Origin of the sequence: Marivirga lumbricoides (assembly GCF_014636295.1) — a bacterium.
GTDB classification, from domain to species: Bacteria; Bacteroidota; Bacteroidia; order Cytophagales; family Cyclobacteriaceae; genus Marivirga; species Marivirga lumbricoides.
In genome coordinates, this window is the sequence record NZ_BMEC01000014.1 from 186,790 (window position 1) to 211,208 (window position 24,419).

Sequence of the window (24,419 nt, forward strand, 5' to 3'; positions counted from 1 at the left end):
GCATCTTGTGTAAAGAATTAGTCAATCAAAATATCTTCCAATTCGGTTATCACATTTAAAATATAATCAGGTTTGGTAGCTTCAAGCTGGTTTCGGGTTTGAGCTCCGCTAAGCACACCAACAGTTATGCCGCAATTTGCATTTTTACCTTCTATGATGTCAATTTCAGAGTCGCCTGCCTTTAAAACCTTTGCAACATCGGTTATATTAAAGTGTTGCATTGCTTTGTAGATCATATTGGGGGCAGGCCTTCCTTTGGTAACATCATCTGCTGTAATAAGCAGATCTATCTCTTTACCGATTTTCCAGTCTAATTTGGCCAATAATTTAGTTGCTATTTCAGCATTGTACCCTGTATTTAAAACAATATAGATTTCATTTTCTCTAAGCTTTTTAAAGAAAGACAACATCCCGTCAAAAGTACTTATTTCTAACTTATCGTAAGCTTCCCGCAAGGCATGCTTAAAGGCTTCAAAGGCAGTTTCCGCTTCTCTGGGGACGCTGACGGAGTTAGTGCAATTAATCAAAACATCTGTAATGGCCTGGTATTTCTCTTTCCCAGCCCCGAATTTCAATACGTTCTCCAAACTTACCTGGTAGCCCAGATCGTTAATTACCTTTTGTACAGTTTTATAAACGATATTATTTTCATTAATGGTGGTTCCTGCCATATCAAAAATGGCAAGTTTGATCATGCTCATATGGTATTAATTTAATATTGAATTTATATTTTCTTTGGAAAATCCAGCACTGCCAGTCATTCCTTTTCCGCCAATTCCGGTGGCAATATGAATGCGTTGCCCAATTTGTTCTAAAAAGATATCTCCTGTTTTGAATTGTGAATAAATACCAAACCATCGATCCTGTATTTCATAAGTAGGAAGATTGAAAATTTTTCTGGCTTCTTTAATCATAAAATTGTCAATGTCCATATTAAGACCATAACCTAAATCATCAATGGCTGAAGCTTCGGCATATTCATGAGAATCACCCAGGATAACAGAACCATCAGCAGCTTGTTTAAATAAAATGTGTACACCCCATTTTTTTTCTAAACTGTCCTGTTTTTCTTTCGCTTTAATTGTTTCAAAAGAAGGACATTCATAAAAAGCTTCATAACGCCTAATGGTCCATCCCGTTAAAATAGAGCCCTGCAGCTTGTAGTTTTGTTGTGGTTTGGTTTGCATCATCTGTAATTTAGAGAGTTGCAAATCGCTCTTCGCAAACAAGTCGGGATATAGAGTTTTAAAATCGCTCCCATTGCATATTAAAACTTTATCAGCCTTCCAGATTTCTCCATTAGCCGTGATAATGCTTGCTTCTGCACTGTTTTCGTAAATCTGGATTACTTTGGTATTGGTAAATAACTGAAGTTTTTTTTGTTCTATCAGATACTGCTGTAATCTAAGAATCATTGTGCGTGGCTCCACCGTCACTTCTTCCGGAAAGAACAAGCCGGCTTTGACATAATCTGCCCTTAAGCCCGGATATTTGGCAAGGCATTCTGCTTTCGTAAGTAATGATGAAGAATAATTATTCTTTTTATTTATTGCAGCGAGTTCTTCAATAAGCTGTATTTCCTCCTCATTGGAAGCCAAATATACCGATCCGTTCTGTCGAATTGTAATATCAAAAGTTTTTTGGATTTCCTTATAAATACCCAGGCTTTCCCTACCGTAATTTTGCCATTTTGTATTCATCCCAGAAGGAACAACCTGACCAAAATTACGCGTAGTAGCTCCTTGCGGCATTTTAGTTTGTTCAAAAATGGCGACTTTTAGTCCTCGTTGTAGTGCGTGATAGGCGTGAAATGTTCCTAAAATACCACCGCCTACAATAACGAGATCATATTTAGTTATCATAAAGTATTAATTTTAGTACGATCGTGCTTTTTTTTAAGATTGAAAAATGAAATAATAACACTAAGTATCCCCAATATCGAAAGCAGATAAGCACCGTTGATAAAAAACTGCAACCAGGATATTTTATGTATTCCAAAGTTTTTGTAGAGCAACACCCCCATACTTCCCAGATATCCGAATGCATCTGCCACGTAAATGAGAAAACCCGCATTACCTTTAATACGAAATGCGGCTATAAACCTGTCAAAAAATAACGCGTTGAAGGGAACGTAACAGATATATAACCCAAAACCGGAAATGACCATCCAGGAGAAGGGATCAATAATTTGGGTTTGCAATAAAAAAGTGGCAATACCTATGGAAAATGTACCAATAAGTAGAATTCCGTGGTAGGTAAGTAAAGCTTTTAGATTATCTTTAATTTTATAGACCAAAGCCAGGATTAGCAAAACCAGGAGGGCTACCGCAATTTCAGAAGTACTGTATACAAAAATATCATCTGCATACCCTAAACCATCCCAAATTTCCCTTGCGTAATTATCCCGCAGATCCCTAAATGAAGTTAAAACTATATAAAACGAAATAAGAATAAACAGTGGAAGGGCAAATTGCTTCAATACTTTTCTACGTTCTTTTCTTCGCATTGGTACCCGCTCTATTCGCAATTCCCTGTCTGCCTGATCTGGAGGCGGAATGGTTTCCAGGAGTTTAGCGAAAAAAATTAACGGAAGAATAAATAAGGCTCCGGTAACAGCAGGCATCCAAAATTGAGAAACGCCCCAGGAAATCATTATCCATAATCCAACAGACTTTACCACTCCGCTTGAAATAATAAAACTTGTAGAAAGAATAACTCCAAGGATCTCAGTATATTTCCGTCCTTCCAGATAAGAGAAGACAATACCCCAGATCATTCCAAGTGGCAGGCCATTAAAAAATATGCAGAGTATATGATAAGGTGTGGTAACTAAACCAAAAAATAGTAAAGCAATTTCAGAGATTCCTATTAGCCCTAATAGATACAAGAGGCGCTGTTTTGGCTTTAATTCAGAGATCACCTTTATACCTATAAATTTTGAGATCATATACCCCAAAACCTGACTAATAATAAGTAGTATTTTATAATCAACTCCAAAAGCCTGAATCCCTTCAAAAGTGGCAACAGAAAAAGGCTTTCTAAAAGCATACATACAGAAATATGCCCCAAAAGCTGCTAAAGAGGCTTTGCTAATAAATAAAAGGTCCTTTTTTTTGATATCCATAATAAATCCTTGATTAACAGATAAAATAGCACATGCTTTGCGACCGGAGTTTAAAATTTATAAAAGCAGCTCAAAAATAGAAAAAGTTCACATATAGTAAAATAATTAAACTTTTATATTTCTAAATTTTAACAAAAGTAAATTAATGTAAAATCTTTTTAATTTTAGATACAATTTGTGTTGGATACAATTGTTCATTTCTCTTCACCTCACCTAAGTTTTCGGCTGTATTGCCCAGAACAATCATCCAGGTTTGATCTGCGCCAGAAATGTTGCTTCCGTGACCTCTCCAGGTATCCAAAGGCTCTGTACCGCGCCCATGATCTGTGGTAATGATAAGGGTAGTCTGGTCTTTATAAAAGGGATCTGTCTGTACATAGTTCCACAATTCCCGGATCATCGCGTCTGTGTTGTGCGCAGCCGTTAAATAGGCATCGTATTCGCCTTCATGGGCAAAATCATCGGTTTCTCCATAGGCGATATACACCAGGCTGGGATGCTTTCTTTTTAGATACTCCAGGGCATAATTGTGGGTAAATGCGTCAAGACGTACACTTCCCCATGGGCTGGGAATTTCCTGTTGTAATTTATTTAAGAAGCGTTCTTTTTCGGTGATAGCGTCACCGGTAGCAGGATCAAAAGCTGCATTTACCGGGATACCGCTGCGCTTGTCGTTTATGATGTAGGGAAAAACATCCCAACTGGTAAAAGCAGCAACCTGACCTTTATATTTTGGAATGTTATTGATTTCTTCTAAAATGCTAACATTAGGGTTGTAGATTTTGGCATTACTGGTGATGTTTTTATCATCGGATTTTCCGGTCAGGATTTCATTATAGCCGGGATACGAAAACCACATGGTATTGGTCAGGTTTACCTTGCTGCCTGCTTCCCGGTTTCCGTGAATTTCCCCCAGATCACGCACCTCATTCCAGATAAAAGGCAATAAAGCTTCGCGGCGTTCTGTGGGAGTATCCCGCCAGAACTTAGATTTCAAGCCGGTAGTGTCATCAACGTATTGGGTATTGCTGATGAGTTTAGAATCGGCACCGGTAAAAAGCTCTTGCCAGCGAAAACCATCTAAGGTAATCAAGATGACTTTAGGGTCTTCCTGATCTTGAGCCTCAAGGTTACAAAAGCTCAAACTGGCCAAGAGTACTGTGAACGTAAGGGTTTTAATCTGCATAAGGTATGGTTATTTTGTTGTAAAAGAGGTGGTTTTTGACCAGTCGCTCCATCCCAGGTATTGATCCCGGTAGCGTACCCGCCAGTAATAGGTAGTCTCTGGTTGTAAACGGGCGATTGACTCATCGGTGAGGTCATCGTCTTTTTGCCTGTTTTCTTTGTAATACCAGTTTTCGTCCTGTTTCCAGCTGTCAAGGATGGGCTTTTCAAATTCAGGGGAAGTAGCAACCTGCCAGTGTGAAGCCGCGTGTCTGCTTGAAGGTCTTCCCCCTTCAAAAGGAGTGGCTTTCAATACAATATCGGTTATTGCAATCGTTTCATTTTTAGGGGAAAGCGCAACAGGAGCATCGGGCCTTTGATTTATTTTATACACCGTAATACTGTCTGTAACTTCATTGTCGCGTTTTTGAAGGGTATTGCCACGACTGATGCGTTTAATACTGATTTTAGGATCTGCAGGGTTGGGGTCTACATTGACCATAACAAAGCCATACTCGTCCTGGGTTACGGTAAACTCGTCATAGTCCCGGCCTTCAAACTCCCCCCAATTGTCAATCGCACCTCCTGCAGAGGCTACATTGATCCACAGGTGATTGTGGTCACGCGACTGCCCGCGCGAATACCCGTGGGTATGGCCAAAAAAATGAATGCTGGGTTTTCCGGTTTTGTCTGAAAAAGCTTCAAGCATTTTAACCACTTTTCCTGTGGTTTCCTCTTCTCCCGGAATCCATAATTCTGATTTAAAAGGATGGTGCAGTTGCGCAAAAACAAAATCAATATCTTCAGCTTTTTCGGTATCTTTTAATACCTGTTCAAGCCATTCGTATTGCTGTCTCATATCGCGATAGCCTTTATTGGAGTCGAGCCCAATGATGCGTACGTTGCCATAATCTTTATACCACCAGTGTTCTGCGTATGCAGCATCTCCATTTTCGGGAAGGCTGAAGTATTTGAAGAAAAACTGGGAGTTTTGCTCGTGATTCCCGGGAACGGGATACACGGGAACTTGAGCAAAAAGTTTTTCTGAAGGGCTAAAGAAATCGGTTTGCCACTGCTCATAATCACTTCCTTGGGCCACGAGATCACCGGGGATCAACACCAGGGCCAGGTTATCGGGCACCTTGCCTTCAAACTCCTGGTCTAAATACGCCAGGATCCCCTCATTGACCACTTCGTTAAATTTATTGGGTTGGCTACGGTCAATCTGCATATCGCTCATAGCGATGAGGTTAAACGGTTCTTCCTCGCCTGAAAAGGGAGGGGTTTTAAACTGAAAAATATCAGAGGTCAGCTTACCGGTTTTGACCCGGTAGTAATATTCGGTAAACCGCTTGAGGCCGTTGAGTTTTACCTCGTGCAGGCGGGAAGGCCCAAAAGTTACCTTAAAGGATGATCCGCTGGTTTTTTTGCCCAGTTTGGGAGTGGTTCCCCATTCTACGATGCTCTCTCCGGCTTGTGCGGTTTCCCACATGATTTTAATGGAATTGGGTTCGGCATCTTGTAAATACGGTCGTACCAGAAAGCTGTTTTCTTGGGCAATAACCACATTTAAAAATCCTGAAAAGACCGTAAAAAAGACTAGTATCGTTTTCATAACTTCTGAGTTTTTATAATTTTTTGAAAAGCCTGGGCCAGGATGCTTAGGGCCTGGCGAAGTTCTGCAGCTGTTATGGTAAGGGCCGGGCAGAGTTGCAACACATTCCCTTTAGAAACTTTAAAGCTGAGTCCGTTTCTAAGGCATTCATACATGATAGCTTCAGCTTCTTCATCTGCCTTTTCTTTAAAAACAGGATCTTTTACAAGTTCAAGGCCCCATAACAGACCCAGGCCTCGAATGTCGCCAATAATCGAAAATTGGTCTTGCAAGACATGCAGTTCGGCCCTCATAATTTTTTCCAGTTGCAGTACATGATCCAAAATATGTTCTTCCTCAAGTACTTGTAGGGTCGTCAACGCTGCGACAGCTCCCATGGGACTTTTTTCAAAGGTGTAGTGGCCCAGGGAGATGTGGTTAAAGCGGTCGTAACCGCTTTTGGTCACAATGGCTGCCTGCGAGATAATGCCACCACCAAGTCCTTTCCCCAAACAGAGTATATCGGGGATAATATCAAAATGCTCATAGGCAAAAAGCTTTCCGGTGCGGCCAAGAGCTATGGGGATTTCATCAAGAATGAGCAAAATGCCATACCGGTCACAGAGTTCCCGTGCCGCTTTCCAGAATTTTTTAGACGGAATTTGCGCATCGGTATTGCGTACGGTTTCGGCCAAGAAAGCCCCTATTTGATTGTCTTTTTCTAAAACGTATTCTAAATACTCTATCGCTTTATCTTCGTTACCTTCATAGATACCGCGGTAGGTAATGGGTGGAGGAATGCGCTCCACGCCGGGCATCATAGGCCCCATATGTTCCCTAAAAACCGATTCCCCGCTTACGCTCACCACATCCAGGGATGCCCCGTGAAACGAATCCCAAAACGACAGGACTTTGTACTTTCCGGTTACCGCGCGGGCCAGTTTGAGGGCAATCCCTACTGCAGAGCTGCCGTTAGGGGTCATTAATATTTTATCTAAACCCGGAGTAAGGCTGGTGAGTTTTTCGGCAAAATCAATTGCAGGTTCATTGGTATATCTGCGCGTAGAAAAGGTAAGGCTATCTAACTGTTTTTTTAAAGCTTCAACAAGTTTGGGATGTGCAAACCCCAGTTGATGTACATTGTTGCCGTGGAAGTCAAAATACGTTTTTCCGTTTCGATTAGTGATATAAGGGCCTTGGGCATTAGTGAGCACATCAAGACAAGGTGTGGACAGCGCCTGATGCAAAAAGTAACGGGCGTCTTTTTCCAAAAGCATTTGGGTATGGGCATCAACGTCTTCTGCCAGCCATTTTTTTCGACCTTCAGAGCGGTTGATATCCCCCTCTACGATACGTTCATTTTTAGAAAGTTGCGGTTTCATAATCACTATTCCTTAAGGCTGAATCAATTTATTTGCGGGGATGATTTGTTTGCCTAATCCGGGACCTTGGTATTTGGCATCCAGATAATAGCCTCCACCACCGTTAAAATATTCAATTTTAAGCGTATGTGAGCCTTTTTTTAGATTTATACGGCCACTGCGTTCCTGAACCCCGTGATCTCCGTCATTATCTACTACCAGTTGTTCATCTACAAAAAGTTTGCTGCCATCATCACTGTTGGTATAGAAGGTATAGTCTCCGGGGGCATCTATTTTTAAGGGAGCAGTATATACAATCCCGGTATTTTCAGAAGCATCAAGGCTGTCAAGAATACTCGTGTTGATTTCCATCATTTTCCCGGTTTGCGTTGCTGGTAAAGCACTAAAATCAGGGAGTGTATGTGGTGCTTCAAGGCTATAGATGCGGTATAAAACGGCCGGTTTTTTTGTCGCGGAAATCAGGCGGTAGCTACCTGCTGCACTGGTACTGGGCTCATTTTGACCTGCTATAACAACAGCACGAACGAGCGTGGTGCTGTCTACTGTGAACGGAGCGGTATATTCCCGGCCATTTGCTGCGGAAGGATCAGAGCCGTCAAGCGTATACATAATGGTCCCTGAAGTGTTGGGATTGGTGATCGTAACTTGTGTATTTTCGGCTGTAAACAATCCGCCTGCAGGTGCATAGGGGCCGTTGTCCGGAAGCAAAACTGGCGCAATCAGCTGTTGTTGTTTTTTATAGGTCAAAACCGGTTTTTCATACCCGATGAACGCACTTTTAACGGGTCTTCCTATCCAAGCCTGGGGTGTTTTTAAACCGGCAGCAAATGCCACTGTGGCCGCATTGTCGTATTGATAAACGCTTTCTTCAATCGTATAGCCTTTTTTGATTCCGGCACCATAAAGTATAAAAGGGATCTGCACTTCTGCCAGGGATTCCCCTCCATGCCCTTTTCCCAGGCCGCCATGATCTGAAGCGATTATAAAAAGGCTTTGGTCAAACATTCCGGCTTCCCGGGTTGCTTCTATGATCGTGCCGATGAGGCTATCTGCTTTTTCTACAGATTTATAGTAAGCCGGAGTGCCGTGCCCTGCACTATGCCCCGCATGATCTACGTGATCCAGATGGATAAACATAAAATCGGGTTTGTACTCTTTAAGGTAGGCAATCGCATCCCGGGTAGTCCCATCTTCGTGGTCCCCATTGATATCAAAGTCTACGTCTTCGGGATTATAGAGCCGGCCAAAGCCATCCCAATCGTAAACGGTACCCACCAATGCATCGGGTTTTTGATCGTGAAAAAGCGTAAAAATACTCGGAAACCGGCTGTCATTTCCTGAAACCACTGCCGGAAGCGTATAATTGTTAGGCTCCCATCCGTTTGAGGTGATACCGTGTTGCTCGGTATCTGCACCCATAATCATACTGGCCCAGTTAGAGCTGGAGCTAGATGGGAGTACTGCGCGTGCTTCAAATGTGGCGGCACCGTTTTTTACCAGACTGTCCAGTACAGGAGTCTTGGCATGTGTGATTCCATTTGGGCTCATGCCGTCAACACCAATAACCACAATGTGCTCAATGCCGGGCTTTGGTTGTTCATCATGCGAGCACGAGCAGAAAAATACTACAGGTGCTATAAGACTGAATAGGCTTTTAAAAAAAGCGTTGAATTGATTTTTCATAGTAAAAAGTGTAACTAGTTGAGGTTGCTCATTACTGAGCAACCTCAGTTGGTTTAGTATTAGTAACGATTGCCGGTTTCCCACCATCCTTTTACATTGATGTTGTCGCCTCCCATGGCATCCACAGCAGCCTTATAATTATTGGTGTTAAGGGTTTGCTCTGAAGATGGATATAAAAAGCGTACAGGATACAACGAGCCGTTAAGCGTATTTGGGCCCGGTTTTAAAGCCGGTAGACCTGTTCTTCTGTAATTGAACCATCCCTGATAATCAACATTCCAGAGTGCGATGGTCTTTTGAGTTAACAATAACTCCAGTGAGCCGTCATAGGCAACTTCAGGCTGCGCCAAGTACGTATCTATGTCTGTGTCAGCAACGCCCCAATAGGATAAACTGGCACGTATTCCTGCATTGTAGTAGGTTGCTGCATCTCCGGCAATAATGCCACGTTCTGCAGCTTCAGCAAGAATAAACTGTACTTCAGAGTTTTTTATAATGTAAGCTTGGGCATCAGTAGCAGAATAGTAAAACAGGTTTACATCCAGGCGACTTGGGCTATTTGCATCATCATACGCACGTGCGCTATCCTGATTTAAACCGATAGGAATCCCTTCCCATTTACCATCACTGTTGCGATCAAACCAAACATCAAGACGCGGATCGTTAAAGGTGCTAAAATATCCTAAGGCTGTGGTGCATAAACTTTTTTCGTCAAAACCTCCTATACGTCCAGTACTTTCTGGCCAAGAATCGGTGTTAGATGTTCCGCTGTAGATGAGTACCGCATTATCTGCATTTGTTTGTATGAAGTTACCGGCACTTAGTACTGCCTGCATTTCTGCAGAAACATCGCGTTGTTTTGAAATGCGCAACAGGTAACGCAGGCGTAAGGAATTTGCAAGTTTTCTCCATTGCTCAGGATTTCCGTCATAGATTACATCTCCGGTAACACCCGTTATATTCATACCTTTTGCTAAGGCTGCATCTGCATCAGCCAAGTCCTGAAGTACCCCATTGTAAATCAACTCCTGATCATCATAAACCGGGGTGAATATGCCTTCCGCTTTTCCTGCTAATGCTTCTGAATACGGAACATTTCCGTATAAATCTGTGAGATTTGCAAAACACAGCGCCCGCATTGTAAGTGCTATTCCTTCGTAGGTGCTGTTTTTGGTTTCTTCAGCACGGGAAATCTCAAGAATATCACTTATTTCGGGCAGGATTCCGTAGAAGAAATTCCACATTCCCTGATCGCCCCAGTCAAACTGACCAAAACCCGGAAAGTTATTTTTTGCCATAAGCTGGGTGATTGTGTTTCCATCACTATATCCCTCATAGGTAAGTTTACGTGTAATTTCTGAAGTTACTGTAGAGGTCAGTAGATTTGCACTAACCGCTTCTGGAGCATTCGGGTTTGTATTAATCTCTTCAAAATTGTCTGTGCAACTTGTAAGAAGCAGACCTATAATTACAAGACTCTGAATTATATTAATTTTTTTCATCGTTTTTATTCTTAGAATTCTAGATTAAGATTTACACCAAAACTACGTGTGCTGGGGAGTGCCATATCTTCTACACCTGGAATAACAGTCCCGCCGGAGAAAGAGATAGTTTCAGGATCAACGTGATTATTTTCGGTCCATAATGCCAGATTTCTTCCTACAATGGAAAGTGTTGCAGCATTAAAAGAAACATTTTTAAACCATTTTGGAGGTAAGTTGTAGCCAAGTTTTAACTCCCGTAGTTTTACATAAGTAGCGCTAAACATAGAGCTCTCTTCGTTACTGCGTTTGTACACATGGGAGTAGTAATTGGAAGCCGCTACACTTTTTGTGTTTTCTTTATATGAGCCGTCTGCATTTGCTATAACTCCTGCAGCAACTATACCGGTTTCACGACCCGGTACGGTAAAATCCAGCATTCCGGTTGTGCCACCAATGGCAACGGTACGTGAATGAAACTCCCCGCCCTGTCTCCAATCAAATAAGAAACTGAAGTTGAAATTTCTATATTGAAAACTATTCTGAAAGCCTACCATAAAATCAGGGGTGTAGTTGCCTAATTTTCTAAGCGTGTTGTCTACGATAGGAAGACCAGAATCCGGGTCGATGATCCACTCCCCATAATGCGGACTGCTGGCATCTTCCACCTTTTGAAAACCGGTACCGTATAAGTCTCCAATGCGTCCACCTACCTTAGCACCTACGGTGAGGTAATTGCTTTTAATGGTATAAAAATCAAGCCCATCTGTAAGCTCTTTTACGGTTCCCCGCGAGGTGGTAAAGTTAACCGTAGAATTCCATTGAAAATTTTCAGTGCGTATCGGAGTGGCATTAAGAGTGATTTCTAAACCTCTGTTTTGAATCTCCCCTGCATTAATAACCCTGGAGCTGTAGCCGGAAGTATTAGATACTGGAAGGGCTATAATCTGGTTTTTGGTTACCGACTGATAAACTGCAAGGTCTATACCCAGTCGGTTTCCGAAGAAGCGCACATCTGCACCAAGTTCTATAGAGTTGGTTTTTTCAGGTTTCAGATTTGAATTTTTCAATTCTGAAGGCGAATACACTCTTGAAAAACCGTTAAATGTATCTCCAAACCCATAAGTTGCTACCAGATTATAAGGATTTGTATCGTTTCCTACAACAGCATACCCAGCTCTAAATTTAGCAAAGCTAATGACTTGAGACATCTCAAACATATCAGATAAGATCGCACTCAAACCTGCAGAAGGGTAGAAGTAGCTGTTGTTGTTTTCTGGTAATGTAGAAGACCAGTCGTTTCTGGCAGTAAGGTCGAGAAACAGATAGTTTTTATAAGCTATATTTCCAAAGGCATAAGCACTGTTTACTCTGAATTCACTGTCGTAATCGCTCGTAGTAAGCGGTTGTGCTGCGTTACCAAAGTTATAGATTCCAGGGATCGAGAGCGAGTTTGCACTGATTCGCTGGTAACGGTTTTTAGTAACTCTATTGTTTGCCCCGACCGAAATACCAAAATCGAGATCTTCGTTAAGATTTTTAGTATAGGCCAGAAGAAAATCAGTGTTTTGCTCTTGAGCAAAGGTGTAGTCTTCACGATACTGTCCATTTGGGAAACGTTGTGTAGAATAGGCTCGTTTTCGTTTATCCAGTTCGTTTGAATAATCTAAACCGGTACGAATCATAAGATCAAGCCCTTGTGCCAGGTTCATATCTAAACGCATATTAGTAATTACCCGATCGCGGTTGAATGCGTTTGTATTTTCATATACATTAAAATAAGGGTTGTCGTGATAGTTGTAGTTATAATTAAACTGTTGCACATTTTCTAAACCTGGCTGCCAGTAGTTTCTAAGCGAATTCATATCAATATGCCGTCCAAACCACACCCAGAGATACATAATATTTTCAGTACCATAGGAGTTAACAGGACGGTTGTCTGAATTCGAGTTGATGTAATTCATAGAAGCACTAACCTTAAGCCGATCTGTAAGATTATAAGCACCGTTAAGAGCATAGGTTCTTCTCTTAAAATTGGAGTTGGGTACAATACTCTCACTGTTAAGATCTGTAAATGAAACTCTGAAGTTTCCATCCTTGTTTGCACCGGTGAGAGCTACGTTATTGCTTATAGTATACCCCGTTTTAAAAAAGTCTTCTATATTATCAGGATGGGCTATAAATGGGGTTGCTATAATTTCATCTGCAAAACTACCGTCTGCATTACGTGGGCGTAAGTTTACATCGCCAGCTCTAAACCCACTTGTAGTAGGGCTGTCGTGCTGGGGGATTAACTGTCCGTTAAGTGCAGGCCCCCAGCTTTCATCTACGTGATCGTTTATCCCACCAGTCACCGATCGGTTTTGACCTCCATCGTTAAATGCAAATTGTCCGTTAGAGCCTTGCCCGTATTCGTTTTGATATTTTGGAAGGGTAAGCAAAGTTTCAAAAGTACTGCTGTGATTTATAGAAACTCCAATACCTTTAGTTCCTTTTCCTGATTTAGTAGTAATCAAAACAACACCATTGGCACCTCTTGAACCGTAGAGTGCTGTTGCGTTAGGCCCTTTAAGAACCGTCATGGTTTCTACATCATCAGGATTGATATCCATAGCTCCGTTACCAAAGTCTACTGCCATATTTCCTTCGTTACCTACACTATTTATATTGTTGTTGATGATGATCCCATCTACCACAAAAAGTGGAGAATTTGCATTAGGACTGGGGTTCAGAGAGTTCTCACCTCTAATAATGATCTGAGAACTAGATCCTACTCCACTATTACCCCCTGTAACCTGTACCCCGGCCATTTTACCAGAAAGTGAGTTTACCACGTTAGTCTCCTTTGCCTCTGAGAGTTCTTCCCCAGAAACCTCCTGTACTGCATAAGCCAGTTTTTTGGTTTCCCTTTTAATACCTAAAGCAGTCACAACCACTTCATCCAACCACTGTGTGTCTTCCTGGAGTTTTATGTTCACATTGAATTTACCAGTCACATCTATTGCCTGGGATTTAAATCCTATAAAAGTAATTTCAATTATATTCTGCTCATTTTCAGGAATAGTAATTGCGAAATTTCCCTCAATATCTGTGACTGTTCCAATAGTAGTATTTTTAACCCTAATGGTGGCCCCTGGTAAGGGTACATCGTTGGCATCTGTTACTGTACCCTTAACTACCCTATCCTGAGCAAACAAGGAAGTAGTTACAAGCAGCAGTAAAATTTGTGTTAGATAAACTGTTTTTTTCATGGAGCGTTTTATTAATATTAGTAAATAATGAGCCAAATTTGAATATAAATTTACTATTAGTAAACTTTTTGAGTTTATGAAATCTTTAACAGATAGTAAATTCTAAGTTTTCTAATTCCTTAAAATCTAGAATTGCCTGCCTTTTTAGGGAAAGAGTCTATGGTATGTTATGGAATAATTAATTCTCTTTGATGATTGGTATTTATTCCGATTCGGGTATAATTCTATTGTATTACTTGCTTTAGCATATATAAAGCAGGATTTCCTTATTTTTTTCTTTAATAGATTTAGTGGTGTAGTGATTTAATTGTAAAGGATTAGCTTTGTAGTCTTCTGTTTTTACGCTAACCAAAAGTGAGAAGACTTTGAACTTGTTTACAAATTCTAAAAAGGGAGACCCAAACTTCTTTCCAAGGAATCGCTCATATTTTTCTTTAATATCATCCTGACGTTTTATGCTGGAAATAAAAAATATTAGCCTTCAGAAATCCTACGAGAATGTATTGGAACAAATCATTTTCGACATTTCTCATGTAATGCGAAGACCTGTAGCTACTATGCAAGGACTTACTCAGCTTATAGAACTGGATAAAATGAATCTTGAAACGGTGAAAGGAGAAGCTTATAAGCTTCAACTAGTTTCCCATGAAATGGATTCCTTTATTAAAAAGCTTTATAATAATTACCAGCAGAGATGGGAAGAGCTGGAGGAGAGCGAGAAGTAATGAAATTTAAATAAAGCATCCGGAATATCTCCGGACGCTTATTTGATTAAGTAGTATAACCTTACTTTTTTAATTTAGTGTAAATTCAGTAGATATTTCTGTATTCAAAAGCTTAGAAATAGGACAATTTTTCTCAGCTTTCTTTACCAACTCCTCAAATTTACTTTCTTCTATATTTTTTACTGAAGCCTTTAAAGTCAAATGAGACTGAGTAATTGAGCCATCTTTCAATGTTATATCACATTTAGTATTAAGCTCCTCCGGCTCAAATCCCTCTTCGGTTAAAAAAGCGCTAAGCTGCATAGTAAAGCAACCAGAATGCGCTGCAGCTATTAATTCTTCAGGATTAGTACCTGTACCTTCTTCAAACCTGCTTTTAAAAGAATATTGAGTGTCTTTCAAAGTTCCACTTTGGGTTGAAAGCTTCCCTTTTCCTTCTTTTACACTTCCTTGCCATACGGCTGTTGCATTTCTTTTCATAGAGTTAGTTTTTTTTATTAGTAATATATTTGATAATTAATTAAGAATTTATTTCTGCAATAAAAAGGACTTCACTCAATCTGAACGGCTCCAGATTACACTCTTATGGATGGAAAGAGTAGATTACTTCAGCACATATTCAGCAAGAACTCTTTGTACATCATAAACATTTACTGATTTATTAAATTTCTTGATGATACTTGGCTGCAGCTCGCTTGAAATCCAAATTTTCAGTTCAGCATCCAAGTCAAAAGTACCAGCTGTTTCCACACTAAACCTTGATATACTTTTATAAGAAACAGACATATATTCTGTCTTTTTACCCGTTAAGCCCTGCTTGTCAATTAAAATCAATCGTTTATCTGTAAAAATGAAAGTGTCTCTAAACAGTTTAAAACCTATCTGAATTTCTTCTGCCTCTATTAAAAGCTTATGATAGTCTTTTAACAATTTTTCTTGCTCCACTACTCCTGAATTCCCTAACAATGCTGAAAAAATCCCCATACAATTTTATTCTTGATACATTAATTCTTACGAACAAAATAGCATTAAGATTTTAAAAGAGTTATTTACTTTTAAAGCAAAACCCAAAGAGTAATAAAAACAAAAGCCCGAACTTATTTGTCCGGGCTTTTGGAGTAATCAGAAACTTGCTAACTTAAATATCTTACATGGAATCTAAAATTAGATTAAACAATGGAAAACCATTTGTTACTGACTTTCAAATACATATCATTGATTCTCGTGTAATTGCCTAATAGGCTCTATTTAAGATCTTCTTTTTGACTTATGCCATGGTTTCTTCTTGTTGGAGGGTATTTTTTGCTTTGGTAATATTTTCTTTTCTAATTCATTTGCATCAACAGGATAAGGATGACCTTCCACTACAGGTATTTTTAAACCTATTACTTTTTCTATGTCTTTTAACTCTTTTCTCTCTTCAATTGAACAAAATGCCATCGCTATACCATCATTTCCAGCCCTGCCAGTCCTGCCAATTCTATGAACATACGTTTCCGGTACATTCGGCAAATCAAAATTAAAAACATGGGTTAATTCATCAATATCTATGCCTCTGGCTGCAATATCAGTAGCTACTAAAACCTTAATAGTACCATTTTTAAAATCATTTAAAGCATTTTGCCTGGCATTCTGACTTTTATTCCCATGAATAGCTGCCGCTTTTATTCCGGATCTGTAAAGAAATTTAACAACCTTGTCTGCGCCATGTTTAGTTCTTGTAAAAACCAATGCTGTAGAAATGGATTGTTCTTCCATCAGATGTAGTAAAAGCTTAGGTTTATCAGCTTTACTCACATAATACAGGCTTTGCTTAATTTTATCAACTGTTGAGGAAGGAGGAGTCACCTCTATTTTAGCAGGCTTATGAAGTAATGAGTCTGCTAAACTCTGGATTTCAGTAGGCATAGTTGCAGAAAAGAACAGGGTCTGCCGTTTGGCCGGTAACTTAGCAATAATTTTCTTCACATCGTTGATGAAGCCCATATCCAACATTCTATCAGCTTCATCCAAAACAAAAACACTGAGGTTTCTCAGGTCAATAAATCCCTGATTCATTAAATCAAGCAATCTACCTGGTGTGGCAACTAAAATTTCCACTCCTTTTTTAAGGGCAGTTGTTTGCCTTAATTGAGTTACTCCACCAAATATAACAGTGTGTGTGGAGCGTGTAAATTTTCCATAAGCAGCTATACTTTCATCTATTTGAATGGCTAACTCTCTGGTAGGTGTTAAAATCAGCACCTGAATTCCTTTTCTGACTTCTTTCTGCTTATAAAGTAATTGTAAAATAGGAATAGAAAACGCTGCGGTTTTACCTGTTCCTGTCTGAGCACAGCCCAATACATCTTTACCTTGTAAAATAAAGGGGATGGCTTGTTGTTGAATGGGCGTAGGACTTGTATATCCTTCTGCATCTAACGCACGTTGGATAGGCTCTATTAATTCTAAATCTTTAAATGACATTTATAAAATATTGTAATTTGATATTGCCGGAAAGCACAATTAATTCACTTTCAGCTTTGGATTTTTTATTCTGCACCGCATAAAACTGCCGTGTCTACTAAGTGGAGAAGAGTACAAAGATAACTCTTTTTTTAATGGCTTTATGTATTATTTTAAACTCTCTTTACTATCGGTGTTTGCAACCCCATTATAAAGAAAAATAGTAGAAAGAAATGTAGCCAGCTGTCGTTTTATGCTTCTGGTACGCTAAACTCACTAACCAAGATAGCCTCTTTCAAAAGCTACTTTAATTAAATGCGAAACATTTTTCGCTTCAAATTTTTGCAGTAACATCTTCCTGTAAGACATCACACTATGTGTACTTGTTTCTAATTTAACAGCAATTTCATCCGAAGTATCTCCTTCACTTATGAACTGAAGGATTTTTCTTTCCACATCTGAAAGTTTAACTCCTCCCTCAGTTTCACCATACACCCTCATTTTATTGGCCATTTTCTCCATTACATCCTGAGAAAAGTAGGTTTTCCCATTCATGATCCGATAAATAGCTGAATCTATCTCCTTTTCATTTACATTTTTAAGCACATACCCATCTACACCTACATCTAATGCGTTTTGGATATAACCCTCTCTGTCAAACATAGACAAAATCAGTACCTTAGTTTCAGGAAATTTATCTTTGATTTCTATCGTGGTTTCTATTCCATTAAGCTTGGGCATATTCATATCCAATATTACCAGATCAACAGGCTGTTGTTTTAACATATCCAGTACTTCCCTCCCATTAGTAGCGGTACCGCAAATTTTAAATTCAGGATTTTTACCTAGCATTGAAGCTATGCCATTAGCTAATATTTCGTGGTCATCTGCAATGATGAGCTTTATTGGATAATTAATTTCTGCCATTACTAAAACTTAAGCACTTTATTTGCAAAACCAGAAAAATGGATAAAATTATTTTCAAAAGATAAACTACAGATTACTATTTGGTGAAATTTTTTGAAACTCTAAATTACAGGATTTAATTAACATATATAAAATAAAATCACTAAGAAGTTATAGGTAATTAAACAGGTGATGAAGCAACCCTTGTCACATTATTATTTACTTCATCAGTTTCTACTAATCCATCCCTCATTCTTATAACTCTATGAGCATATTGTGCGATATCATCTTCATGAGTTACCATCACTATAGTATTTCCATCATCGTGCAACCTCTGAAACAACTCCATAATTTCGTAGGATGTTTTGGTATCAAGGTTTCCTGTAGGCTCATCCGCTAAAATAATGCTGGGATTATTTACCAAAGCCCTTGCAATTGCTACTCTTTGACGTTGACCACCTGAAAGCTCATTGGGTTTATGGTAAGCTCGTTCGCCCAAACCAACGCTTTCCAAAACCTGCAATGCTCTCTCTTGTCTTTCCGATTTTCCAAAGCCCGCATAAATCAACGGTAAAGCCACATTTTCCAAAGAGGATTGTCTTGGTAATAAGTTAAATGTTTGAAACACGAACCCAATTTCTTTGTTCCTTATTTCTGCAAGCTCATTTTCTGACATATCACTCACACTGTGTCCTCCTAATTGGTAAAGACCATTTGTGGGCGTATCCAGGCAGCCAATGATGTTCATTAGTGTAGACTTACCGGATCCTGATGGCCCCATAAATGCCACATACTCTCCGCGATTAATATTAATACTTACCGATTTCAGTGCCTCCACTGTTTCGGATCCCATTCTATATACTTTAGAAATATTTTCGGTATGTATGACAGATTGCTTCATTTAAATAGGCTTATAAGAGAGTATAATATTAACAGCATAAATTGAAAGATAATAAGTTATTCCATTCCAGACAAATAATTTGTGACAAACGGAATCACCAAGCTTCCGGAGTATTATTTATTTTAATTTCTTCATACACTTTTTCAAATCTCTCGAATTCCTCATCAGTCAATAACAAGCGCAACTCTTCCAATGATTCAGAAGCATAGCTGCCTAAATTCATTCTCAGCGCCTGCAAAGTATATTCCTTCAAAATCAAAGTATTATTTACATTCAATCGGGCAGCTTCTACTAAAAAATTATACGCTTTTTCCTGCTCCCCTTTACTTCTGAAATACTCAGATGCAATAATAACACCATTTTCAAAAAATACGTTTTCGTCTCCGAGGCGCCACATCAACTTATCCGCTGCTAAGGAATCATTGTTCAATTTGGCTAAATATGCCTCAAACAACAGCTTATAATTTTTAGGATACACTGCTAAATCCCCGTGCTTTACCTGATCAGTTTCAGCTTTTCTGTCCGACATTACTACTAACAACGCTGTTAGGTTATTTTTCAATTCAATAAGCCCTTTCTCCGTTTCAGCAATTTGAATGGAATTTAGGATGTCCCAGGCTTTACTTAGCTCCTTATTATCTATCTTTTCCTCTACCCTATTCAACTGATACAGTTTTAAAAATGGTGACCTTTCCAGTTCAGAAATAAGAGAATCTTTTTCAACTTCTTGTAATGATTTATTTGTACTCAACCACAAATAAAGAAAGCTTTCAGGAAGCTGAGCAGTGTTGCCTTGCAAAAACTGAAAGAGAGGATCTTGTTCCAGCATTGCTGCATCCACCACATTTCCCTCAAATTGATTTTGATAATATTTGGCCGCTTCATACAATCTCCCTGCTCTTATTAAATTGATCACTCGTAAAGTAGAGGCTCCTGAAACCTTCAGACGTTCGGCTTCCTGAAACTTTTCTTCTGCTAATTCATATGCGCCTTGTTCATAAAGCCACAAACCATGTGTGAAATAGTAAAATCCGGCATCAGATATCTCCGAATTTTCCAACTCATAAATTTTTGAAAAAGCTTCTTTTTGATTTCCTGCATAATTTTGCCTTACAGCTGCTGCATAATTAATAGATTTATAGAAATCTTCATTCTCACTTCTTTTAGCTAACCACAAGATCGTATCTTCCTCAAAAGGCTTGTGGGTTAAAGATTTATTCAGTGTATAATTAAACAGCATTGAAAAATCATTGTAACCCAGGTTAGGTGAGATTGTGGTTGGATCAAGTCTGAAATGATCTAGTGATACTCTTTTCTGATTGGCCAGAGCAATGTAATTAGCCTGATAAGGCACTGATTTCTCTCCTAAATCAATGTCTGATGACACTTCTTCGTTTACCTTATTTTTTGCCAAAAGAGCCAGCTTATTTGCATCAGCGATTTCCTGATCTAATTGACCGCCAGCTGCTCTGGAGGCTGCATCGAAATAAATATAAGAAGAGTCTGTTTGGTTCAGTTGCTCATAAATAAGGCCAGTAGTGTTTAACACATAAACATTATCAGGAAAGTCTTTTTGCGCATCATTCATCGTGAAAAGTGCTTCAAAATAAAGGCCTGCATTTAGCTGTGCCTGAGCTCTGTTAACATATGCCTGTACAGTTGGCTTTTTCCAACCTGCCTGCTTAAAGTAAGAAGATGCTTCTGCCCATTTTTTTTCTTCATACTCCATCTGACCAATGGCAAAATTCGATTTATGATTGGTAAAAGCATATTGTCTTGCTATTTTATATGTTGTTTTAGCTGCATCTCGGTTTCCACTATGCGCATAATAATCAGCCAGGCTATTGTAATAACCTGATACGGCCTGATAATAAGGTAAGTAGGAAGACTGCAATATTAAGATTATTACTATCGCAAATCCGACAAGCCTCACTAAATAGTAAGGAATATTTACGGGCTTAAAAACCACAGGATAGATGCCTACACCCTCTTTAAGTAAACCCACAAAATTGTAGATAACATAAATCAAGAAGAATGAACCAAAGCCCAGATGTGAAAAAATAATAATATCTTCAAAAGTTTCAACCAAGGGATCATTGCCATTTGCGAAAATCCATGCTATTGTGCTGAAAGTGATAACTCCTAAGAGAAGGTAAAGGTACCCTCCTAAAGGACGGAAAGGCAGCTGCTTAGCAAATAATTCACTTCTCTTCCGAAAGCCCCAGATTCCTAATACAGCGGAAATAGCCAGCAAAACAAATTCATCAAGGTAAACGATGTCCCATTGGACTATAAGTTTGTTTCTGGCAAAAGTGAGACTCACGTACACTAAATAAAGCAAACTTAAGATTACAAAATGCCATAGATTTGAACTTCCATCCTGATTTCTTTTACCTGCCAACACATACAAAATATGCAAGATTATTTCGTAGGATACATTAAATATAAAAATAAAAGATAGAAGCACGGGAACTATAATGCTATGGTGCGTCAGAAAAATGACAGGGTCTGCAACAGGAGATTTCCAGTAAACCAGTACCAGTAAAATGGAAAGTACGAAACCAAAGGAAAACCACCTAAAAAGTAAAGAAACTCCAGTTTTAAAAGCATGAAACACATAACCTATTATAAGAAGCAAACCTATTATGAGAAAGGTAAACAACTGACTATCAACTCCAAATAATTTCAAATATTGCAGTTTCATTGTAATTACCCATACCACAAAAACAGATTGAAAAATAATAAACCATAATCTGCTGAAGTATGTAGAAGCAGCTAACAATAAAGAAAAACTAAGAAATATTATTGTCAGAAAAATGTAGGAGATGTTATCATTAAAGCCTGAGCTAAGCGACAGAAATCCTTGAAAAATTATATAGTTCCTGGTTGGAACATCGAGCTCAAAAACAAAATCATAAATATTATGAATTGAAAGATCAATACTTTGAGTTTTCCTTACCTCTTCTAAAGGATAAGCTAAATCAGCACTGCTAAATTGAGAATAGAAACTACACAACAAAGACAAAATAAATACGCAGAGCAGTAAAAAATACGCACTTCTGTAATTCTTATGCCACTGTTTCCAAAAATTTATGTGAGACATTCAGAGTCTATTTAAAGGTTTTCCTTTTAATTAAGAAGTTTGAAACCATTCATTCTATTACCTTAGGAACTCTGAAATAATCAGAATCCTTTTTAGGAGCGTTTTTAAGGCCTCTTTCATGGCTAAGGTGTTCACCTTGCTTATCTTCTCTCAGCTGATTAATCTCGAAAGACATACTTTGGAGCGGCTCTACATTTTCAGTATTAACTTCCTGTAGCTTTTCTACAAACTGAAGGATATTATTCATGTCCTTCAACATCTTCTCTTCTGATTTGGCATCAAACTCTAAGCGAGCGAGATGTGCTATTTTTTCTAGTGTTTCCTTATTAATACTCATTCTTTCGGATAGTATTTATGGATTTCCTCATCGATAATGGAAAAAACCCTTTCCTTTAACGCTGGTACATCTTGCATATTGAGTCCTTCTGTTGATATAGGGTCATGAAAAATCATCCTCATCTTTTTGCGCTTTATCAACGGACTTTTAACATCTGGTAAAATTATCCAATTATCTGGAAGAGTCACAGGTACTAATGGAATTTGTTTTTCAATAGCTGCCCTAAATGCTCCATCTTTAAAATGAACCATTCGTGGCATATCCTTACTATAAATACCTCCTTCCGGATACATCACAAGACTTCTCTTATTTCCCATTTTTTCAATTGCCGTCTGGAGTGCCTGATACCGATTTCTAATATTCTCCCTATCTACTGTAACATGAAGCTTTCTAAACATAAGTCCAAACAAAGGAATTTTAGCAAGAGATTTTTTACCTACATACAAAACCGGGTTTGGTGCAAAACCAAAGCTTAGTATATCCAGCAATGAAAAATGGTTTGAACAATAAACATATTGTTCGCTTCGCTTAATTTTTTCCCTCCCAGTAATTTCGGTTGGAATTGCCACTAACATTAAAGCAGATTTTGCCCAAATTCTATTAAAGTAATAACTCAAATGATGCCATTTCTTTAAAGGAATAAGAAGAAGATAAAAAGGAAATAGAAAAAGAAAAATACCTACAAAAACCAAGGCACACCAAATTGTATAAAGAAGCTGGAATAGTTTATTCATAATTACAGCTTCAAAAATAGTAATTGGAAGCAAACTAAAAAATGAAGCTCTACTTTAACCTTATATATTTGTGTTTTATAGAACTCCTTCATTTTTTTTTTTTAATATGGTAATAATTGAAAATGAGCACTTAGGGTGAAAACTCAACTGACAATTTGGCAGCACGGTTTTTAAAGCGTACAAATAAGATAACTGCAGTAATACTTAATCCGATTAAAAGCCCATACCATACTCCTTCCTCACCAAACTCCAGATTAAAAGCCAGAAAATATCCTGCTGGCAAACCTATTGCCCAATAAGCAAGAAAGGTAACAAGTGTGGGTAATTTAACATCTCCCATTCCTCGCAAAGCCCCTAAACCAACCACCTGAATTCCATCTGAGAGTTGAAACAAAGCAGCAATAATTAATAATGTACCAGCAATTCCAATTACCTCTTGGTCAGAGGTATACAAGGAAGGTAAAAATTCATTCAATAGCATAAATATAACACCTGTAAAAGCCATGAATAGTATAGCCATGAAAAAACAAGTGTAGCCTGCAATTTTCATAGTATGAATATCTCGCTGACCCAGTTGATTTCCAACCCTAACTGTTGCTGCTGCAGAAATTCCTGTTGCCATCATATAACTAATAGATGCTAAATTTATGGCAACCTGATGAGCAGCAAGCGGAATGGCTCCCATCCAGCCTATCATCACTGCAGCCGTAGCAAATGCACCTACTTCAAATATGTATTGAAAACCAGTAGGTATTCCCAAATTAAGAAGTTTCTTGAAGGATGTTGCATTCCAGACAGTGACTTTAAAATACTGCCAATAAATTTTGAACCTCCTATATTTTTGAACAAACATAACCATAACAACTGCCATTATTATCCTGGAAATGAGAGTAGCCCAGCCAGCACCTTCCAGCCCCATTGGTTCAAAACCTAATTTACCAAAGATCAAAACATAGTTTAAACCCACATTAACAACATTTGCACTAATTGTAATATACATTGCTTGTTTTGTCATTGACAAGCCTTCGGCAAATTGCTTAGCTGTTTGAAAAATCATGAAAGGAACCATGGAAAATCCAATTATAGCAAGGTAAGGCTTAGCCAGCTTAACCACTTCCGTAGGCTGATCCAGTAAATCCAGGATATAGCCCCCAAATAGCAACAATACAAATAATAATGAACCACAAACTAAATTGATTACAAAACTGTGTTTCAGGAATCGCATGCCCGCTCGCTGATTATTTTCCCCGTCAGATTGGGCTATAAGTGGAGTCAATCCAAAAGAGACGCCTATTCCAAACATCATCATTACACTGAATACAGCATTAGCCACTGAAGCTGCTGCCAGCTCATTAGTACCTACTCTACCTACCATCATAGAATCCGCTGTACCTACCAGTACATGCCCGAGCTGGCTAAGCACAACCGGATATGCGAGTAAATAATTACGTTTAAAATGTTCCTTAAAATCAGTTGAAAGCATGCCCAAAATTTAAAGGGGCAAAATTAACTTTATAAATCTACAATAACAGGAATAAGTGCTTTAGTTTTTTGGACAAAAAAAGTTCAACTTAAAATTAAATCGGTAG

19 protein-coding genes are annotated in these 24,419 nt (G+C 38.7%); 1 reads left to right on the forward strand and 18 read right to left on the reverse strand.

Annotated elements, in window-relative coordinates; translation table 11 throughout:
- Positions 1 to 17: 17 nt before the first annotated feature.
- The 9 genes from IEV85_RS20325 to IEV85_RS20365 all read right to left on the reverse strand — a co-directional run bounded on the left by IEV85_RS20325 (position 18) and on the right by IEV85_RS20365 (position 13,679).
- The gene (locus tag IEV85_RS20325; RefSeq protein ID WP_188466999.1) at positions 18 to 701 is read right to left on the reverse strand and encodes a phosphonatase-like hydrolase; all 684 of its coding nucleotides are present in this window, start codon (positions 699 to 701) and stop codon (positions 18 to 20) included.
- Positions 702 to 707: 6 nt separating this feature from the next.
- Entirely contained in the window at positions 708 to 1,862 is a 1,155-nt protein-coding gene (locus IEV85_RS20330; RefSeq protein WP_188467001.1) for a TIGR03364 family FAD-dependent oxidoreductase, read from the reverse strand.
- Positions 1,859 to 3,124, reverse strand: coding sequence for a DUF5690 family protein (locus IEV85_RS20335; RefSeq protein ID WP_188467003.1), 1,266 nt, complete (start codon positions 3,122 to 3,124; stop codon positions 1,859 to 1,861). The genes IEV85_RS20330 and IEV85_RS20335 overlap by 4 nt, the downstream gene beginning before the upstream one ends.
- 142 nt (positions 3,125 to 3,266) lie before the next feature.
- A complete protein-coding gene (locus tag IEV85_RS20340) occupies positions 3,267 to 4,310 on the reverse strand; it encodes an alkaline phosphatase family protein (protein WP_188467005.1) in 1,044 nt (347 codons plus the stop codon).
- 9 nt (positions 4,311 to 4,319) lie between these two features.
- Positions 4,320 to 5,903, reverse strand: coding sequence for a fibronectin type III domain-containing protein (locus IEV85_RS20345; RefSeq protein ID WP_188467007.1), 1,584 nt, complete (start codon positions 5,901 to 5,903; stop codon positions 4,320 to 4,322).
- Positions 5,900 to 7,264 carry a (R)-1-hydroxy-2-aminoethylphosphonate ammonia-lyase gene (gene pbfA / locus IEV85_RS20350; RefSeq protein ID WP_188467010.1) on the reverse strand — a complete coding sequence of 455 codons (1,365 nt, stop codon included), beginning with the start codon at positions 7,262 to 7,264 and terminating at the stop codon, positions 5,900 to 5,902. Before pbfA ends, IEV85_RS20345 begins: the two co-directional genes overlap by 4 nt.
- Before the next feature lie 12 nt (positions 7,265 to 7,276).
- Positions 7,277 to 8,947, reverse strand: coding sequence for an alkaline phosphatase family protein (locus IEV85_RS20355; RefSeq protein WP_188467011.1), 1,671 nt, complete (start codon positions 8,945 to 8,947; stop codon positions 7,277 to 7,279).
- A gap of 59 nt (positions 8,948 to 9,006) precedes the next feature.
- Positions 9,007 to 10,449: a SusD/RagB family nutrient-binding outer membrane lipoprotein gene (locus IEV85_RS20360; protein ID WP_188467013.1), complete on the reverse strand. Its 1,443-nt coding sequence runs from the start codon at positions 10,447 to 10,449 to the stop codon at positions 9,007 to 9,009.
- Positions 10,450 to 10,460: 11 nt separating this feature from the next.
- The gene (locus IEV85_RS20365; RefSeq protein WP_188467015.1) at positions 10,461 to 13,679 is read right to left on the reverse strand and encodes a SusC/RagA family TonB-linked outer membrane protein; all 3,219 of its coding nucleotides are present in this window, start codon (positions 13,677 to 13,679) and stop codon (positions 10,461 to 10,463) included.
- Between the two features lie 455 nt (positions 13,680 to 14,134).
- Between IEV85_RS20365 and IEV85_RS20370 the strand changes: the two genes are divergently transcribed.
- Positions 14,135 to 14,404 (forward strand): hypothetical protein, encoded by a 270-nt coding sequence (locus IEV85_RS20370; RefSeq protein WP_188467017.1) that lies wholly within the window; start codon positions 14,135 to 14,137, stop codon positions 14,402 to 14,404.
- 69 nt (positions 14,405 to 14,473) lie between these two features.
- Here IEV85_RS20370 and IEV85_RS20375 read toward each other — a convergent pair whose 3' ends face one another.
- From IEV85_RS20375 to IEV85_RS20415, 9 genes are all read right to left on the reverse strand, one after another.
- Entirely contained in the window at positions 14,474 to 14,884 is a 411-nt protein-coding gene (locus IEV85_RS20375) for an OsmC family protein (protein ID WP_188467019.1), read from the reverse strand.
- Between the two features lie 123 nt (positions 14,885 to 15,007).
- Entirely contained in the window at positions 15,008 to 15,388 is a 381-nt protein-coding gene (locus IEV85_RS20380; RefSeq protein WP_188467021.1) for a PH domain-containing protein, read from the reverse strand.
- A 264-nt stretch (positions 15,389 to 15,652) separates the two neighbouring features.
- On the reverse strand, positions 15,653 to 16,870 hold the full coding sequence (locus IEV85_RS20385) for a DEAD/DEAH box helicase (protein ID WP_188467023.1): 1,218 nt from the start codon (positions 16,868 to 16,870) through the stop codon (positions 15,653 to 15,655).
- 255 nt (positions 16,871 to 17,125) lie between these two features.
- Positions 17,126 to 17,776 carry a response regulator transcription factor gene (locus tag IEV85_RS20390; protein ID WP_188467025.1) on the reverse strand — a complete coding sequence of 217 codons (651 nt, stop codon included), beginning with the start codon at positions 17,774 to 17,776 and terminating at the stop codon, positions 17,126 to 17,128.
- A gap of 160 nt (positions 17,777 to 17,936) precedes the next feature.
- Complete coding sequence (locus IEV85_RS20395) at positions 17,937 to 18,656, reverse strand: ABC transporter ATP-binding protein (protein WP_188467027.1); 720 nt, start codon at positions 18,654 to 18,656, stop codon at positions 17,937 to 17,939.
- 94 nt (positions 18,657 to 18,750) lie between these two features.
- The gene (locus tag IEV85_RS20400; RefSeq protein ID WP_188467029.1) at positions 18,751 to 21,759 is read right to left on the reverse strand and encodes a hypothetical protein; all 3,009 of its coding nucleotides are present in this window, start codon (positions 21,757 to 21,759) and stop codon (positions 18,751 to 18,753) included.
- Positions 21,760 to 21,808: 49 nt separating this feature from the next.
- Positions 21,809 to 22,096, reverse strand: a complete 288-nt coding sequence (gatC, locus tag IEV85_RS20405; protein WP_188467032.1) for an Asp-tRNA(Asn)/Glu-tRNA(Gln) amidotransferase subunit GatC — start codon at positions 22,094 to 22,096, stop codon at positions 21,809 to 21,811.
- On the reverse strand, positions 22,093 to 22,830 hold the full coding sequence (locus IEV85_RS20410) for a 1-acyl-sn-glycerol-3-phosphate acyltransferase (protein ID WP_188467034.1): 738 nt from the start codon (positions 22,828 to 22,830) through the stop codon (positions 22,093 to 22,095). Before IEV85_RS20410 ends, gatC begins: the two co-directional genes overlap by 4 nt.
- A gap of 130 nt (positions 22,831 to 22,960) precedes the next feature.
- The gene (locus tag IEV85_RS20415; RefSeq protein ID WP_188467036.1) at positions 22,961 to 24,313 is read right to left on the reverse strand and encodes an MATE family efflux transporter; all 1,353 of its coding nucleotides are present in this window, start codon (positions 24,311 to 24,313) and stop codon (positions 22,961 to 22,963) included.
- Positions 24,314 to 24,419 lie beyond the last annotated feature (106 nt).